Here is a 14,633-nt window from a genome sequence, read left to right on the forward strand (position 1 = left end):
ATGGTCGGATGAACACACCAACTCCACAGCAGGTTCAACCAGACACCCGCCTTTTCGGCCAGTGACTGTTGTCTTTACGCTCCAAGTTGCTCAAACCCCGAGGTCATGAATCTTTGAAACCCTACCCTATTCATTGTGTGTCGATCGTCATCCCGGTCTACAACGAACAAGAAAGCCTGCCTGAATTGCTGCGTCGCACGACGGCAGCCTGCAAGCAACTGGCCTACGAATACGAAATCATCCTGGTGGATGACGGTAGCCGCGACAAATCCGCACAATTGCTCGAAGACGCCGCCGCCGAAGACGGCAGCAATGTGGTCGCGGTGATCCTCAATCGCAACTATGGTCAGCATGCGGCAATCATGGCCGGTTTCGAGCAGTGCCGGGGCGATGTGGTGATTACCCTCGACGCCGACCTGCAGAACCCCCCGGAAGAAATCCCGCGCCTGGTGGAACAAGCCGCGCTGGGCTACGACGTGGTTGCCACCGTGCGCAACAACCGCCAGGACTCGGCCTTCCGCCGCTGGCCGTCGCGCCTGATCAACCTGGCCGTGCAGCGTTCGACCGGCGTTGCCATGAGTGACTACGGCTGCATGCTGCGCGCGTACCGCCGCACCATCGTCGACGCCATGCTCGCCTGCCGCGAACGCAGCACGTTTATTCCGATCCTGGCCAACGGTTTTGCCCGTCACACGACTGAAATCCTCGTACACCATGCTGAGCGCGAACACGGCGAATCCAAATACAGCGCCATGCGCCTGATCAGCCTGATGTTCGACCTGCTGACCTGCATGACCACCACCCCGCTGCGCCTGCTGTCCATCGTCGGCTTCAGCCTGGCGGGCCTGGGCGTGCTGTTCGCCGTTGCGCTGATCGTCCTGCGCCTGGCCTTCGGCGCCCAATGGGCCGGCGGCGGTACGTTCGTGCTGTTCGCGGTGCTGTTCGTGTTCACCGGCGGCCAGTTCATCGGCATGGGCCTCTTGGGTGAATACCTGGGCCGCATGTACAGCGATGTGCGCGCCCGCCCCCGGTTCTTTATTGAAAAAGTGCTGCGCAACCAACCGGCAGCACCGGCACCCGTGGTCGTCGTTGACGGCATGGTGTCCTCCCATACCACCACTACTTCCCCTTCCGATCAGGTTTCGTCATGAATTCAAAAGCTGTTGTCTTCGCTTACCACGATATTGGCTGTGCTGGCATTGAAGCCCTGCTGACTGCCGGTTACGACATTGCTGCCGTGTTCACCCATGCCGATGACCCCAAGGAAAACAATTTCTACGGTTCCGTCGCGCAACTGTGCGCCCGCAAAGGCATTCCGGTGCATGCACCGGAAGACGCCAACCACCCGCTGTGGATCGAGCGCATCGCCAAGCTCAACCCGGATTTCATCTTCTCCTTCTACTACCGCAACCTGCTGAGCGAACCCCTGCTGGCCACCGCCCGCAAAGGCGCGTTCAACCTGCACGGCTCGCTGCTGCCGAAATACCGTGGCCGCGCGCCCGCCAACTGGGTGCTGGTCAAAGGCGAAACCGAAACTGGCGTGACCCTGCACCGCATGGTCAAGCGTGCCGATGCCGGCGCGATCCTGGCCCAGCAGAAAGTCGCGATCGAGCGTTCCGACACCGGCCTGACCCTGCACGCCAAACTGCGTGACGCCGCCAGCAGCCTGCTGCGCGACGCCTTGCCGCAACTGGCCGCGGGCAAACTGGCGGAAACCGCCCAGGACGAAAGCAAGGCCACTTATTTCGGCCGCCGCACTCCAGCGGATGGCAAGTTGGAATGGCAAAAACCGGCTGAAGAACTGTTCAACCTGGTACGCGCCGTGACGCAACCGTACCCGGGCGCTTTCTGCGCCGTGGGCGAGCACAAGCTGATCGTGTGGCAAGCCGAAGTGGTCCAGGGCAACGAAGGCCTGGCGCCTGGCCGCGTGATCAGCGTCAACCCGCTGCGCATCGCGTGCGGTGAAGACTCGCTGGTGATCAAGTTCGGTCAGCGCAACGACAACGGTCTGTACCTGGCCGGCCCGTCCCTGGCCAACGAATTGGGCCTGGTAGACGGTTCCGTCCTGCGCGGCGCCGAGTCCGGCCGCAAGCCACGTCGCACCCGTGTGCTGATCCTGGGCGTGAACGGCTTTATCGGTAACCACCTGTCCGAACGCCTGCTGCGTGACGACCGTTACGAAGTCTACGGCCTGGACATCGGCTCCGACGCCATCGAGCGCCTGCGCAGCCACCCGAACTTCCATTACGTGGAAGGCGATATCAGCATCCACACCGAGTGGATCGAGTACCACATCAAGAAGTGCGACGTGGTCCTGCCGCTGGTGGCCATCGCTACCCCGATCGAATACACCCGCAACCCGCTGCGCGTGTTCGAGTTGGACTTCGAAGAGAACCTCAAGCTGGTGCGCTACTGCGTCAAGTACAACAAGCGCGTGATCTTCCCGTCGACTTCTGAAGTCTATGGCATGTGCCAGGACCAGTACTTCGACGAAGACACCTCCAACCTGGTGGTCGGCCCGGTCAACAAGCAACGCTGGATCTACTCGGTCTCCAAGCAACTGCTGGACCGCGTGATCTGGGCCTACGGCGCCAAGGGCCTGAAGTTCACCCTGTTCCGTCCATTCAACTGGATGGGCCCGCGCCTCGACCGCCTGGACTCGGCACGTATCGGCAGCTCCCGTGCGATCACCCAGTTGATCCTGAACCTGGTGGAAGGTACGCCGATCCGCCTGTTCGACGGTGGCGAGCAGAAACGCTGCTTCACCGACATCGCCGACGGCATCGAAGCCCTGGCGCGCATCATCGATAACGACAACGATGTGTGCAACGGCCAGATCATCAACATCGGCAACCCCGAAAACGAAGCGAGCATCCGCCAGTTGGGCGAAGAACTGCTGCGTCAGTTCGAAGCTCACCCGCTGCGCAGCAACTTCCCGCCGTTCGCCGGTTTCCGCGACGTGGAAAGCAAGGCGTTCTACGGCACCGGTTACCAGGACGTGGCCCACCGCAAACCAAGCATCGAAAACGCCAAGCGCCTGCTGAACTGGGAGCCGACCGTGGAGATGAGCCAAACCATCGGCAACACCCTGGATTTCTTCCTGCGTGAAGCCATGCTCGAAATCGCGGACAAGCGCTGATGCAGGCAGGTCTTCGCATTGATGTCGACACCTACCGCGGCACCCGCGAAGGCGTGCCACGGTTGCTCGAGTCCCTGGATGAAGCCGGGGTAAAAGCAACGTTCTTCTTCAGTGTCGGGCCGGACAATATGGGGCGCCACTTGTGGCGCCTGATCCGCCCGCAATTTCTGTGGAAGATGCTGCGTTCCAACGCCGCCGGCCTGTATGGCTGGGATATCTTGCTCGCCGGCACCGCCTGGCCGGGCAAGCCGATCGGCCGCGACCTGGGGCACTTGATGCGCCAGGCCAAGGCCGCCGGGCATGAAGTCGGCCTGCACGCCTGGGATCACCATGGCTGGCAGGCCAACGCCGGACGTTGGAGCGACGCACAGTTGATCGAGCAGGTCCGACGCGGTGTGGACACCTTGAGCGACATCCTCGGTGAACGTATCGACTGTTCAGCGGCCGCCGGTTGGCGCGCCGATGAACGCGTGGTGCAAGCCAAGCAAGCCTTCAACTTTCGCTACAACAGCGATTGCCGGGGCACCAGCCTGTTTCGTCCGACCCTGGCCGATGGCAGCGCGGGCACCCCACAGATTCCGGTAGACCTGCCGACCTTCGACGAAGTCGTCGGGCCGGTGGTGGCTGCCAAGGATTTCAACGGGTTCATTCTCGACCGCTTCGCAGAGTCGAAGCTGAACGTCTACACGATCCACGCAGAAGTAGAAGGGATTCTGATGGCCAACGATTTTCGCCAGTTGCTCGCCCAGGCAGGGCAGCGCGGCATCCATTTCAAACCGCTGGGCGATCTGCTCCCGGCGGACGTCTCCACCCTGCCCCAGCAACAACTGGTGCGCGGCGCCCTGAGCGGCCGTGAGGGTTGGCTCGGAGTGCAGCAGGCATGATCCGCCGTTGGGCGCTGCCCCTGCTGCTGTTGGCATTTGGCGCATTTTATCTGTTACCCCTGGCCACCCATGGCCTGTGGATTCCGGATGAAACCCGCTACGCACAAATCAGCCAGGAAATGCTGCTGACCGGCAAATGGGCGTCGCCGCACTTTATGGGCATTCGTTATTTCGAAAAACCGGCTGCCGGTTACTGGATGATCGCGCTGGGCCAGGCGCTCTTCGGGCAAAACCTGTTCGGCGTGCGCTTTGCGTCGGCCTTGAGCACCGGGCTCAGCATTCTGCTGGTGTACTGGGTGTCGCGCCGGTTGTGGAATGACCCGCACAAGAGCCTGGTCAGCACAGTGCTGTACATGAGCTTTTTCAGCGTCGTGGCGCTGGGCGGTTATGCCAACCTGGACCCGCAGTTCACCTTCTGGGTCAACCTGACCGGCGTGGCGCTGTGGTTTTGCTTCGACAGCACCACCCGCAACGGTCGCGTCGGGTCCTGGGCGCTGCTTGGGGTTGCCTGTGGCATGGGTTTCATGACCAAAGGCTTCCTCGCCTGGCTGCTGCCGGTGCTGATCGCCCTGCCCTACGCGATCTGGCAGAAGCGCTTGCGCGAGCTGCTCGGTTACGGCCTGGTCGCCGTCGCCGTGGCGATTGTCATCAGCCTGCCCTGGGCGCTTGCGGTGCAGAGCCAGGAGCCGGATTTCTGGAACTTCTTCTTTTGGCATGAGCATATCCAACGCTTTGCCGGCGCAGACGCGCAGCACGCCGAGCCATTCTGGTACTACCTGCCGCTGCTGGTCGCATTCAGCCTGCCGTGGGTGGCGCTGTTGCCGTCCACCGTCAAGCAGGCCTGGCAGCAGAAGCGCGCGCCCGGCACCGCATTCCTGCTGTTGTGGCTGCTGATGCCGCTGGCACTGTTCAGCCTGGCCAAAGGTAAGCTGCCGTCCTACATCATGCCGTGCCTGCTGCCGCTGGCGTTGCTCATGGGTAACGCGCTCACCGACAAACTGGCCCAGGCGCGTGACCGTGCCTTGCGCATCAACGGCTGGCTGAACCTGATCCTCGGTGTCGTGGCCTTGCTCGCGCTGACGTGGTTCCAACTGAAAAAACCGCTGTACGAACACGGCCAGGAAACCCTCAGCCTGGTGCTGGTATTCACCGGCCTGTTCGGCTGGATCATCGCCAACCTGTTGCAGGTTGCACGCCCACTGAAACTGTGGGCCGCACCGGCGCTGGGCAGCTGGTTGCTGTTGGCATTGGCCCCGGCCGCACTGCCCCATTCGGTGGTGTACAACAAGACGCCGGATCAATTCATCGTCGACCACCTGCAGGAACTGCAACCGACATCCGCCCTGCTCAGCAATGACCTCGGCGCCGCATCGGCCTTGGCCTGGCGCCTGCAACGCACCGACATCACCCTCTATAACACCATCGGCGAAGTGAAATACGGCCTCGCCTACCCGGACGCCGCCCAGCGCAAGGTCGACATGACCCAGGTCCAGCAATGGATGAACGAGGCCCGCCGGCAAGGCTCTGTGGGCGTGGTGATGCGCGTCAAGGGTGACGAGGAGATCGCCGAAGTGAACCTGCTGCCCCCGGACGGCAAGCGCTATGAGCAAGGCAATATCGTCATCCTGATTTTCCCGCAGGTTGCGCCATGATCACCCTGTTCCTGTTACTGGCCGCCTGCCTGCTCACTTGCATGGGCCAGGTCGCTCAGAAGTTCGCCGTGGAAAGCTGGCGCGACCAGCCTGACGGTTGGGCCCTGAAACTGCGCTCTGCCTGGTTGTGGGCCGCGCTGTTGTGCCTGGGTTTTGGCCTGTTGGTCTGGTTGCTGGTGCTGCAGCGCCTCGAAGTCGGGATTGCCTACCCGATGCTCAGCCTCAATTTCGTCTTGGTCACGTTAATGGCGCGCTTCGTATTCAAGGAGCACATCGACACCCGGCATTGGCTGGGTGTGGCGCTGGTGATTGCCGGCGTCGTGCTGCTGGGGCGCCAGGTATGAGCCGGGCTCGCGGGTTTGCCTTCGCCCTGGGCAGTGTCGGCCTGGTCAGCGCCGCCCAGTTGGGGATGCGCTGGAGCATGACGCGCCTGCCCCTGCCGGACGAATGGCTCGGCGCATTCAGCAGCAACACCATCGACCTGGGCGCCCTCGGCGTGGTGAGCCTGGCAATCCTCGCTTATGCGCTGTCGATGCTGTGCTGGCTCTGTGCGCTCAAGGATTTGCCCCTGGGCCGCGCCTATTCGCTGCTCAGCATCAGCTACGCGCTGGTCTACCTGTTGGCCGCCAGCCTGCCGGTGTTCAACGAACATTTTTCGCTTTCAAAAACCCTGGGGGTGGCCTTGGTCATCCTCGGTGTACTGGTTATTAACTCTCGTCGTGCTAGCACAGCAAGCCCCAGGAATGCCCCATGAAAATCAGTGTATTTGGTAGTGGTTACGTCGGTCTGGTACAGGCCACTGTATTGGCCGAAGTCGGTCACGATGTCATCTGCATGGACGTTGATCAACACAAGGTCAGGCAATTGCAGCAGGGCCATGTGAGCATTTTCGAGCCAGGGTTGGCGGCGATGGTCAAGGAGAACCTTGAAAGCGGACGACTGAGCTTCACCTTCGATGAAAAGCTCGCCGTCGAACATGGCGAAGTGCTGTTTATCGCGGTAGGTACGCCGTCGGATGAAGACGGTTCGGCGGACTTGAAATACGTGCTGTCGGTCGGCGATGCGGTTGCCCGCCATCGCATCGAGCCGGTGATCCTGGTGGAAAAATCCACTGTACCCGTCGGCACCGGCGACACTTTGCGCGCCCATATCGAAAAGGCCCTGCACGGGACCGGCCGGCACCTGGAGTTCGATATCGTCTCCAACCCGGAATTCCTCAAGGAAGGCTCGGCGGTTGCCGACTGCCGCCGCCCGGACCGCATCATCATCGGCTGCGAGCGTGAAGAAGTGCGCGAAGTCATGCGCGACCTGTACGCGCCCTTCAACCGCAACCACGATCGCATCATCTTCATGGACCTGCGCAGCGCCGAACTGACCAAGTACGCCGCCAACTGCATGCTGGCCACCAAGATCAGCTTCATCAACCAGATCGCCGAACTGGCCGAACACCTGGGGGCGGACATCGAAGCGATACGCCTGGGCATCGGCGCCGACTCGCGCATCGGCTATCACTTCATCTACCCAGGCTGCGGCTACGGCGGCTCGTGCTTCCCCAAGGACATGCGCGCCCTGATCCACAGCGCCAAGCAGGCCCATTGCTCGAGCGACCTGCTCGAAGCCGTCGAAGCGATCAACCAGCGCCAGAAGAGCAAGCTGTTTGAGCGCATCAACGCCTTCTTCAAGGGCGACCTGCGCGGCAAGACCTTCGCCCTGTGGGGCCTGGCCTTCAAGCCCAACACTGACGACATGCGCGATGCCCCGAGCCGCGTGTTGATGGAAGCGCTGTGGGCAGCCGGCGCCAATGTGCGCGCGTTTGACCCCGAAGCCATGCAGGAAACCCTGCGGATCTACGGCGACGACCCACGGCTGATGCTGATGGGCACTCCGGAATCCACCCTGAGCGGCGCCGATGCGCTGATCATCTGCACGGAATGGCAGCAGTTCAAGGCACCGGACTTCGACCTGATCCACCAACGCCTGAACACTCCGGTGATCTTCGATGGGCGCAACCTGTACGACGGCGAGCGTCTGGCGCGCAAAGGCTTCCAGTACTTCCCGATGGGCCGTGGCGACTCCTGCCAGTTGCCGATTCCCCAGCAACAGTGGGTGCCGCAAGCAGGGGAAGCCTGACAAGTGAAAGATCAAATGCCCCAGCTGATGAACGCAGCGATCCGGCGCCAGTCGCTGGGGTTGGCGCTGCTGGCGTTGCTGTTATTCATCGCCGGTAACTGGCACCAGGCAATCATCGGGTTTGACTCGCGCTTCGTGGTATTCGCCCAGGAGATGCTGCGCCATGGGCCGAGCTTCTTTCCCACGACCTACGGGCAACCGTATGCCGATTACCTGGCGACCTCGACGCTGATGACGTGGCTGCTGTCCTTGCCCCTGGGCCAGGTCAACAGCTTCACGGCCTGGTTGCCGACGTCCATCGCTTCGGCGCTGATCGTCATGCTGGTGTATCGCCTGACGGCGCCCTACTCCCAGCGTTGGGGCCTGCTGAGTGTTGCGCTGCTGTTGCTCAGCAGCACGTTTATCAGCGAAACCCGCGCTGTGTCGTTGGACCAGATGCTCGCGGCCGTGGCCCTGACGGTGTTCTACCTGGGTTATGCACATGATCACTTCGGCGCCGCCAAGCGCTTGCATTGGCTGTACCTGCTGTTGATCGTGGGCTTTGCGATCCGTGGGCCGATTGGCCTGGTGATTCCCACGGGCGTGCTGTGCAGCTACTTCCTGATCAACCGCCAATGGCGCCAACTGTTCAGCTTCGGCCTGTTGGCCCTGGCACTGCTGGGGGCGTGCGTCGGCCTGCTGTTGCTGCTGGCCAAGCTCAGTGGCGGCGAAGCGTTCATGCAGGACGTGATCCGCATGCAGTTCCTCGGGCGGATGGATGGCAGTGAAGGCTCCAGCGGTGCGTTGTATTACTTCAGCAGTTCCCTGGGCAATTACGCGCTGGCTTACCCGCTGGCGTTGCTGGTGCTGCTGGCGATAGCGCTGGGCGGCCGACGCGCACCTGATCCAGCGTTGCAGTTGGTGCTGTACTGCGCCGCGGCCGGCTTGCTGGTGATGCTCGGCTTGTCGGTGCCCCAGGCGAAGAAAGCGCGTTACGTGCTGCCGATGCTGCCGATGGCGGCCATTATTGCGGCGTATCCGTTTCAAGTCGCCCACGGCCGGTTGTTCGGCTGGCTGCGCGGTTTGATGCTGAGCCTGTGGACCGTGTTACCTGCGTTGCTGATCGCCGGGCTCTGGATGGCGCGCCCGCGTTACCCGGAGCAGTTGGCGCACATCGGCTGGGTGTTGGGCGTGCTTGGCGTGCTTCAAGTGCTGGCGTTGGTGGGGGTGTTCCAGGCACGCCTGCGCATGCTGGCGCCGGCGCTGACCGCGGTGCTGGCAGTATGGACCACCTATATTTGGGTGGTCGAGCCACTGGAGCGTAGCCTCTATGACACGCGTACCTTCAGTCTGCAAGTCCAGGCCCAGGTCAACCAGCAACCGGCGCCCGTCGTGCTGCATGCGCTGGGCAAAGATGCCAAAGCCATCAAGTTCATCGTCAACCTCGATTGCGACCGAGTGCCGTTGTTCACACAGCAGCCCGCCGACCTGGCGACGTTGCAAGGCCCGGCGTGGCTGGTCATGAGCCAGGACGACTTCGAAGCGTTGCAAGACCCGCGATTGCGCTCGATCACACCGACGCTCACCGGCACGTTCGACAAGAATCCCTACGTGCTGCTGCACTTGGACAAGCCCCTCCAACCTTGACCGCGCCGGCGGCAGCCGGCCAGTTGAGTCCATTATTTTTGTATTTAACCTGCATTAATATGCATTGGCGACCTTGCATCGCGCTCGGCACACTACGCAGGTTCCTCCCCCAAATGCAGGAACTTTCAAGGGCTTTTCCGGGAAACCAGACAAGCCTTTTTTTTGCCCGCTGTTTATGGAAGTTGTCGATGCTCGCTCGCTGGTTACCCGCCGCCATCAATACCCGCCCCGCCGAATGGAGCCGTGCCGCGATCGGCATGGCCTTGGGCACTCTGCTCAGCGTATGGCTCTGCGCCCAAGTGTTTGGCATGGAGGTCGCCCTGCACCTGCTCGGCCCGCTGGGCGCGTCGGCCGTGCTGCTGTTTGCCGTTTCATCCGGCGCCCTGGCCCAGCCGTGGTCGATCATCGGCAGCTACCTGTGTGCGGCCGTGGTCGCGCTGTTGGTCGCGCGGGTCCTGGGGCGCACCTTGGGCAGCGCCTGCCTGGCTGCGGGCATGACTGTGATCCTGATCTGCTGGCTGCGCTGCCTGCACCCGCCCGCGGGAGGCCTGGCGATGACGCTGGTACTGGCCGATCCGGCCTCGGCGGCGCTCGGCTGGCAGGAACTGCCGGTGGTGATGCTCGGCGCCGGAGCGTTATTGACCTGTGCACTGGCCTACAACAATGCCACCCGCACGCGCTATCCCAAAGGTGCCAGCGAGTCGCCGACAGCGATCTTTAAGGATGCCAGGGCCGCACGCGATCCGGCGATTACCGCCGCCGACCTGAAGCTGGCATTGGCCGAGATGGAACAGTTCTACGATGTGGAACCCAATGAACTGGAACAGTTGATCCACGCCGCAGAAACCCACGCGCGCCGCCGCAGTATCGGTGAGGTGCTGGCAAGCCGTGTCAATTGAGCCCATGTATGGCGCACGACGAGTGGCGTGTCCACAGAGTTGCGACGCAGTACACGGCGGCTAAAGTTCTAACTATGTCAGTGGTTCACTTGAGGTCTGGAACGCCGTAACCCAGTAGCGAAGACATGCAGAGTCTGGCTGAGGGTTACGGTATGAACGAATGTCTGCAACACCTGCTTCGCACCCCGTTATTTGCTGCTCGAGAACGTCACCACCTCCCCCTCAGGGCCTACATGGACCTGACCATCAGGCGTATGCACGCCATTTTCAATGCCGGAGTGATCAACAATGACATGTGGCTCGGCCAACCGGACGAATCACATTTCAGGGCGCTGTGCGAACAGATCGGCGTGATCGGCGCCTACGATTACGCACTGTATTCCTCGCTGGTCGACCACATGATTGCCGCCAACGCCTTACTGACCCAGGGCAGCCCGGAGCAAGTGGCGCGCTACCGCGATGAAGTCATTCAGATGCGCGCTGTGTATGCCTTTGGCTGCACTGAAATCGCCAGCGGCACCGACGTGCGTAACCTCAAGACGACCGTTACCTACGATCCTGCCCGGCACTGCCTGGTGCTCGACTCTCCGTGCGCCGGCGCCTGTAAATACTGGATCGGCAACAGTTTGTATGCCGCCCAGGTGGCGATGGTACTCGCGCGATTGCAGGTCAATGGCGAAGACCAGGGGCACCACTGGTTTCGCGTGGTGATTCGCGACACGGAGAACGGTCCGTTGCGCCCGGGTGTCAAGGTCATGGCTTGCGACCCCAAGGGCGGCATTCACGCCAATCAGGTCGGCGGTTTGCGCTTTTGCCAGATGCAGCTGGACACCGACGCCTTGTTGCAACGCCACGCCAGGTTTACCCGCAACGGCCAGTTCGTCAGCGACCTGCCCAAAAACGAACGTTTTATCAATGCACTGGAGACATTCCTCCAGGAGCGCCTGCTGTTGATGGCCGCCTCGCGCCTTGGTGCAGGATTGAGCGCGCACCTGGCCTATCAATTCGCCCGTCACCGCCTGACACAGGCCGGCCCGCTACTGGGCAACCCGCTGTTTCGCCAGCGCTTGTACAACGTCCAGCTCAAGGCATTGGCCCTCAAGTATCTTGAGCAAGCCATCCTAGAACGCTTCGAAGCGCAATGGCCGCAGACCGAACGGCGCAAAGACCTGCACATTCTCGCGGCATTAAGCAAATGCATCGGCACCTGGATGGGCCTGGAAGTGATCGCCCAGTGCCGTGAGTTGTGTGGTTCACAAGGGTTTCACCACTACAACCAGATCGTCACCCTGCGCATGGACTTCGAGATCAGCCCGACATTCGCCGGGGACAACAGCGTGATGGCCTACCAAGTGATCAAGGATGCGCTGTCCCGTCCGCGATTTGACCGGGTCGCGCCCTGTAACCCGGGCCAGGCAATCGAGCGGAGCATTGTCCGGCAGTGCCGAGACGCCGGTGATTTTTCCCACCCGCAAGCGGTGGGGCTGACTTACGCCCGCGCCCTCGATCTGATCATTCAGGCGCTCGAAGGCCAGCCGCTCGAACCGGGCCTGCTGCGCGACTTGATCGCAGTGTTTGTCGCCTATTTGCACCGCTGGGGGCTCGCTCACGATGACGAACCGTGCGCCAGCATTGCGCGCATTGCCTGGCTCGGCGACTGGCTGAAGCCGCCTGACGAACTGGTCGACGCGCCTATCGCGAAAGCCGACTACATCCAGCAGTTCACCCGCGCATTGTATGAGGATCAATAACCATGAACCCTCAAGGCAAACCCGACTTCCGCGACCCCGACACGGTTCGCGATCCCTACCCGGCCTACGCGTTTCTACGCACCCATCATCCCGTGTATTGGAGTTCCCAGCACAAGGCGTGGATGCTGACTCGCTTCGATGACGTCTTCAAGGCGCAAAGCGACGCCGCGCTCTACTCCTCGGATCGGATACGCCAGTTGGTAAACGCGCAACTGCCGCCCGAAAAACGCGCGATGTACGAGCCCTTTATTGAAAAAGCATCGCGCTGGATGTACGCCCAGGATGGCAAAGTCCATGAGGCCAGCCGCCATCTGCTCGGCCGCGCATTCACGCCGCGCTCGATTGAAGCGCGGCGGGCAGACATCCAGGCGGTTACCGATGAACTCCTCGCCACAGTGGGCCCTTCCGCCGAACTGATGAGCCGCCTGTTCAATCAGGTGCCGGCCAGAGTGCTGGCGATGCTCTACGGCATCCCCAAAAAAGATGCGCTCAAGCTGCGGCGCTGGACCGATGTGATCCTGATGTTTCTGGTCGGCAACCTTGACCCGGCGAATACTCCCGGCGCCGCCGCGCAAGGCCTGGAGGAGATGTATGCGTACTTCGGCAACCTGATCGAGCGACGCCGACAGGCCCCGCGTGACGACTTGGTCAGCCGTGTCATCGCCGCCGCCGGCCCCGACACGAGCACAGATGATCTGCTGGCCCAGGTGGCCTTTGTTCTGGTGGCTGGCTACACCACCAGCGCCGATATGCTGGGCATCGGCCTGTGGTACTTGTTGACCAACCCTGCCCAGTTGAACGCACTGCTGGCCGATGGTTCGTTGATGAAACCCGCGATCGAAGAAATGCTGCGCATTGATCCGTCGGGGCAGTTCAGCCATCGCGTCGTGACGCAAGATATCGAGCTCAGAGGCCAGACCCTGCGCAAAGGCGATCTGGTGTACCTGATACGTGCCGCTGCCAACCGCGACCCGGAGCACTTCGCCGACCCGGACCGCTTCAACATTCAACGCGCGAAAAACGACCACCTGGCCTTTGGCCGTGGCGTGCATTTCTGTCTGGGCCCGGCGCTGTTCCGGCTGGAGGCCGAGGTGGTGTTCAGCAGCCTGCTCAAGCGCTTCCCGAACCTGCGCCTGCAGGAGAAAAAGCCGCCGGTGTGGCGTACCAGTAACCTGCAGTTCCGCGGCTTGAAGACCCTCCACGTCGAACTTGAACCGATTCCAAAGGGCGCATCGATCCAGCGCTGCTTTTCCGCCGCCCCCTGGGAGAAAAATGGCGGTTACTGCCGTGCCTTGCGCGTCGGTGAAACCATCGTCACCAGTGGCACGGTAGCCTTCGACGAGCAGGGCAACCCCTACGCCAGCGACGATGTGTACTTACAGACCCGTCGCTGCCTGGAAATCATCGAAGCGGCGCTTAAACGGCTGGGCACCGATCGCACCCGAGTGATTGCCACACGCATGTACACCACCAACGTGAAGTGGTGGCCGCAAATCGCCCAAGCGCATAAGGAGTTTTTCGAGGGCTGCGAACCGACCACCATGTTGTTGGGCGTCAAGGCGCTGATAACCCCGGACTACCTGGTGGAAATCGAAGCCCAGGCACAGGCACCGGAGGCCAGGCCATGAGCCCCGAGCAGGCACGCCGGGAAGTGCGTGATGCGGTGGTGATGGATGTCAGCGACCTGACCCTGGCCACACCGGGGCAGCCGGTGGCCGTGAGGCTGTACCGGCCGGCCCGTCCTGCGCCGGCCGCGGTGCTGATGTATTTCCACGGCGGCGGCTGGGTCACAGGCGACCTCGATACCCACGACAGCTTTTGCCGGGTGATGGCGGAGTGGGCCGGCTGCGCCGTGGTGGCGGTGGACTACCCGAGGCCACCGGAACAACGCTTCCCCGCCGCGGTAAAAAGCTGTTATGCCGCCACGGTCTGGATCGCCCGCCACGGTGCCAGCCTGGGCTTGGACACTCGGCGTATCGCCGTGGCGGGCGGTGGCTCGGGCGGCGGGCTTGCCGCGGTGATCGGCCAAATGGCCAGGGACCTGGGCGAGGCGCACATCGGTTTTCAATTACTGCTCTACCCGCTTCTCGACTGCCTGGCGCGCAATCGTTCCCGACATGACTTCGCCACAGGCTTCGGGCTGACGGCCGAATTGCTGGAGTGGTACGTGAGCCACTACGTACCCGCCGATACGCCGCGGGCGCATCCTTGGCTTTCACCCGCCCGCGATCCGTGCCTGCAGGGCTTGCCTGCGGCCTTGATCATCACCGCCGGCTGCGATCCGCTGCGCGATGAAGGGCGCGCCTTCGCGCGACGCTTGAAAACCGCCGGGGTGCCGGTGCGGCACAAAGAGTACCCAGGCATGCGCCACGGGTTTATCAACCACCCCGCTGCCGAGCCTGCGGCCAGGCGGGCCGTGCTGCTCTGCGCCGAGGCTCTGGCCGGCTATTTTCATCCTTCGGCGGCCTGATCGCCGGTTCTGCATAAATGCAAAAACGACCTGCATGATTCCGGGTTGTACTGGGCAAATTTGCACTGGTACGATCGCGGGA

At 62.2% G+C, this 14,633-nt stretch carries 12 protein-coding genes; all 12 read left to right on the plus strand.

The genetic code is table 11. The features are described from left to right. The first annotated feature begins 113 nt into the window (after positions 1-113). The 12 genes from arnC (at position 114) to PverR02_RS16120 (ending at position 14,551) form a co-directional block, all read left to right on the plus strand. Positions 114-1,151 (plus strand): undecaprenyl-phosphate 4-deoxy-4-formamido-L-arabinose transferase, encoded by a 1,038-nt coding sequence (gene arnC / locus PverR02_RS16065; protein WP_032804319.1) that lies wholly within the window; start codon positions 114-116, stop codon positions 1,149-1,151. Continuing rightward, positions 1,148-3,139 carry a bifunctional UDP-4-amino-4-deoxy-L-arabinose formyltransferase/UDP-glucuronic acid oxidase ArnA gene (gene arnA, locus PverR02_RS16070; RefSeq protein WP_079443864.1) on the plus strand — a complete coding sequence of 664 codons (1,992 nt, stop codon included), beginning with the start codon at positions 1,148-1,150 and terminating at the stop codon, positions 3,137-3,139. The genes arnC and arnA overlap by 4 nt, the downstream gene beginning before the upstream one ends. Further along, a complete protein-coding gene (gene arnD / locus PverR02_RS16075) occupies positions 3,139-4,023 on the plus strand; it encodes a 4-deoxy-4-formamido-L-arabinose-phosphoundecaprenol deformylase (RefSeq protein WP_046489491.1) in 885 nt (294 codons plus the stop codon). The genes arnA and arnD overlap by 1 nt, the downstream gene beginning before the upstream one ends. Then, positions 4,020-5,675 (plus strand): lipid IV(A) 4-amino-4-deoxy-L-arabinosyltransferase, encoded by a 1,656-nt coding sequence (arnT, locus tag PverR02_RS16080; RefSeq protein ID WP_079443865.1) that lies wholly within the window; start codon positions 4,020-4,022, stop codon positions 5,673-5,675. The genes arnD and arnT overlap by 4 nt, the downstream gene beginning before the upstream one ends. Continuing rightward, positions 5,672-6,019: a 4-amino-4-deoxy-L-arabinose-phosphoundecaprenol flippase subunit ArnE gene (gene arnE, locus PverR02_RS16085; RefSeq protein ID WP_017846250.1), complete on the plus strand. Its 348-nt coding sequence runs from the start codon at positions 5,672-5,674 to the stop codon at positions 6,017-6,019. Before arnT ends, arnE begins: the two co-directional genes overlap by 4 nt. Next, complete coding sequence (gene arnF, locus PverR02_RS16090) at positions 6,016-6,429, plus strand: 4-amino-4-deoxy-L-arabinose-phosphoundecaprenol flippase subunit ArnF (protein ID WP_017846251.1); 414 nt, start codon at positions 6,016-6,018, stop codon at positions 6,427-6,429. The genes arnE and arnF overlap by 4 nt, the downstream gene beginning before the upstream one ends. Continuing rightward, on the plus strand, positions 6,426-7,805 hold the full coding sequence (locus PverR02_RS16095; RefSeq protein ID WP_079443866.1) for a UDP-glucose dehydrogenase family protein: 1,380 nt from the start codon (positions 6,426-6,428) through the stop codon (positions 7,803-7,805). The genes arnF and PverR02_RS16095 overlap by 4 nt, the downstream gene beginning before the upstream one ends. Positions 7,806-7,820: 15 nt before the next feature. Then, positions 7,821-9,431: an ArnT family glycosyltransferase gene (locus PverR02_RS16100; RefSeq protein ID WP_079443867.1), complete on the plus strand. Its 1,611-nt coding sequence runs from the start codon at positions 7,821-7,823 to the stop codon at positions 9,429-9,431. 188 nt (positions 9,432-9,619) lie between these two features. Beyond that, positions 9,620-10,330, plus strand: a complete 711-nt coding sequence (locus tag PverR02_RS16105; RefSeq protein WP_046383498.1) for an HPP family protein — start codon at positions 9,620-9,622, stop codon at positions 10,328-10,330. Between the two features lie 233 nt (positions 10,331-10,563). Next, positions 10,564-12,081, plus strand: a complete 1,518-nt coding sequence (locus tag PverR02_RS16110; RefSeq protein ID WP_046489486.1) for an acyl-CoA dehydrogenase family protein — start codon at positions 10,564-10,566, stop codon at positions 12,079-12,081. 2 nt (positions 12,082-12,083) lie between these two features. After that, entirely contained in the window at positions 12,084-13,709 is a 1,626-nt protein-coding gene (locus PverR02_RS16115; RefSeq protein WP_079443868.1) for a cytochrome P450, read from the plus strand. Beyond that, on the plus strand, positions 13,706-14,551 hold the full coding sequence (locus tag PverR02_RS16120; protein WP_017846257.1) for an alpha/beta hydrolase: 846 nt from the start codon (positions 13,706-13,708) through the stop codon (positions 14,549-14,551). Before PverR02_RS16115 ends, PverR02_RS16120 begins: the two co-directional genes overlap by 4 nt. Positions 14,552-14,633: the final 82 nt, after the last annotated feature.

The organism is Pseudomonas veronii (genome assembly GCF_002028325.1).
Taxonomy (GTDB): domain Bacteria; phylum Pseudomonadota; class Gammaproteobacteria; order Pseudomonadales; family Pseudomonadaceae; genus Aquipseudomonas; species Aquipseudomonas veronii.

What these genes read in the sequence shown, in the direction of transcription:
- arnA (WP_079443864.1), top strand. Translation starts at nt 1,148, where the DNA reads ATGAATTCAAAAGCTGTTGTCTTCGCTTACCACGATATTGGCTGTGCT.
- PverR02_RS16100 (WP_079443867.1), top strand. Translation starts at nt 7,821, where the DNA reads ATGCCCCAGCTGATGAACGCAGCGATCCGGCGCCAGTCGCTGGGGTTG.
- arnE (WP_017846250.1), top strand. Translation starts at nt 5,672, where the DNA reads ATGATCACCCTGTTCCTGTTACTGGCCGCCTGCCTGCTCACTTGCATG.
- arnD (WP_046489491.1), top strand. Translation starts at nt 3,139, where the DNA reads ATGCAGGCAGGTCTTCGCATTGATGTCGACACCTACCGCGGCACCCGC.
- PverR02_RS16115 (WP_079443868.1), top strand. Translation starts at nt 12,084, where the DNA reads ATGAACCCTCAAGGCAAACCCGACTTCCGCGACCCCGACACGGTTCGC.
- PverR02_RS16120 (WP_017846257.1), top strand. Translation starts at nt 13,706, where the DNA reads ATGAGCCCCGAGCAGGCACGCCGGGAAGTGCGTGATGCGGTGGTGATG.
- arnF (WP_017846251.1), top strand. Translation starts at nt 6,016, where the DNA reads ATGAGCCGGGCTCGCGGGTTTGCCTTCGCCCTGGGCAGTGTCGGCCTG.
- arnT (WP_079443865.1), top strand. Translation starts at nt 4,020, where the DNA reads ATGATCCGCCGTTGGGCGCTGCCCCTGCTGCTGTTGGCATTTGGCGCA.
- PverR02_RS16110 (WP_046489486.1), top strand. Translation starts at nt 10,564, where the DNA reads ATGGACCTGACCATCAGGCGTATGCACGCCATTTTCAATGCCGGAGTG.
- PverR02_RS16105 (WP_046383498.1), top strand. Translation starts at nt 9,620, where the DNA reads ATGCTCGCTCGCTGGTTACCCGCCGCCATCAATACCCGCCCCGCCGAA.
- PverR02_RS16095 (WP_079443866.1), top strand. Translation starts at nt 6,426, where the DNA reads ATGAAAATCAGTGTATTTGGTAGTGGTTACGTCGGTCTGGTACAGGCC.